Origin of the sequence: Pseudomonas emilianonis, assembly GCF_023072625.1 — a bacterium.
Classification (GTDB): domain Bacteria; phylum Pseudomonadota; class Gammaproteobacteria; order Pseudomonadales; family Pseudomonadaceae; genus Aquipseudomonas; species Aquipseudomonas paraveronii.
Genome location: NZ_JAKNRV010000697.1, coordinates 1 through 1,110, shown reverse-complemented (window position 1 = coordinate 1,110; position 1,110 = coordinate 1). Strand labels below are relative to the sequence as shown.

Here is a 1,110-nt window from a genome sequence, read left to right as displayed (position 1 = left end):
CGTTGAAGCGGCGATCACCGGCGAATCCGCGCCAGTGATCCGCGAATCCGGCGGCGATCGCTCGGCCGTCACCGGCAACACGCGCCTGGTTTCGGATTGGCTGCTGATCCGCATCACCGCCAACCCCGGCGAGTCCACGCTGGACCGCATGATCGCGCTGGTCGAAGGCGCCAAACGCCAGAAAACCCCCAACGAAGTGGCGCTGGATATCCTGCTGATCGGCCTGACGCTGATCTTCTTGCTGGTGGTCGTGACCCTGCAGCCGTTCGCCCACTTCGCCAATGGCAGCTTGCCTTTGGTGTTCCTGGTCGCACTGCTGGTGACGCTGATTCCTACGACCATCGGTGGCTTGCTGTCGGCCATCGGTATTGCCGGCATGGACCGCCTGGTGCGCCTCAACGTGATCGCCAAGTCCGGTCGCGCCGTGGAAGCGGCGGGGGACGTGCATGTGTTGCTGCTGGACAAGACCGGCACCATCACCTTTGGTAACCGCCGCTGCTCGGCAGTGGTTGCGGCGCCGGGTGTGAGCGGTCGGGAATTGGCCGAGGGCGCGCTGCTGGCGTCCCTGGCGGACGACACCGCCGAAGGCAAATCCATCGTCGAATACCTGCGTGCCTTGCACCCGCAGGCCGAACCTTCACTGGAGGAATTGACCGCCGTACCGTTCACCGCCGAAACCCGCTTGTCTGGCGTCGACTATCAGGGCCGCGTATTTCGCAAAGGCGCCGTGGACTCGCTGCTGGCGTTTATCGGTCAACCCCGCAGCGACCTGCAACCGGCCCTGTCGCGGGAAATCGACAAGATCGCTCAGAGCGGCGGCACGCCGTTGCTGGTGTGCGCCGATGGCAAGTTGCTCGGTGCGATCCATCTGAAGGACGTGGTCAAGCCCGGCATCCGCGAACGGTTTGCCGAGCTGCGCAAGCTGGGGATTCGTACCGTGATGGTCACCGGCGACAACCCGCTGACGGCGGCCGCGATTGCGGCTGAAGCCGGCGTGGATGACGTGTTGGCCGAAGCCACCCCGGAGAAAAAACTCGCGCGGATTCGCCACGAACAGAACGACGGTCGACTGGTGGCGATGTGCGGCGACGGCGCCAACGACGCTCCGGC

The 1,110-nt window shown here is 65.1% G+C and carries 1 protein-coding gene; it reads left to right on the top strand.

What is annotated here, in order from left to right:
• A partial coding sequence (kdpB, locus tag L9Z73_RS30975; protein ID WP_247408799.1) for a potassium-transporting ATPase subunit KdpB occupies positions 1-1,110 on the top strand: 1,110 nt, incomplete at both ends.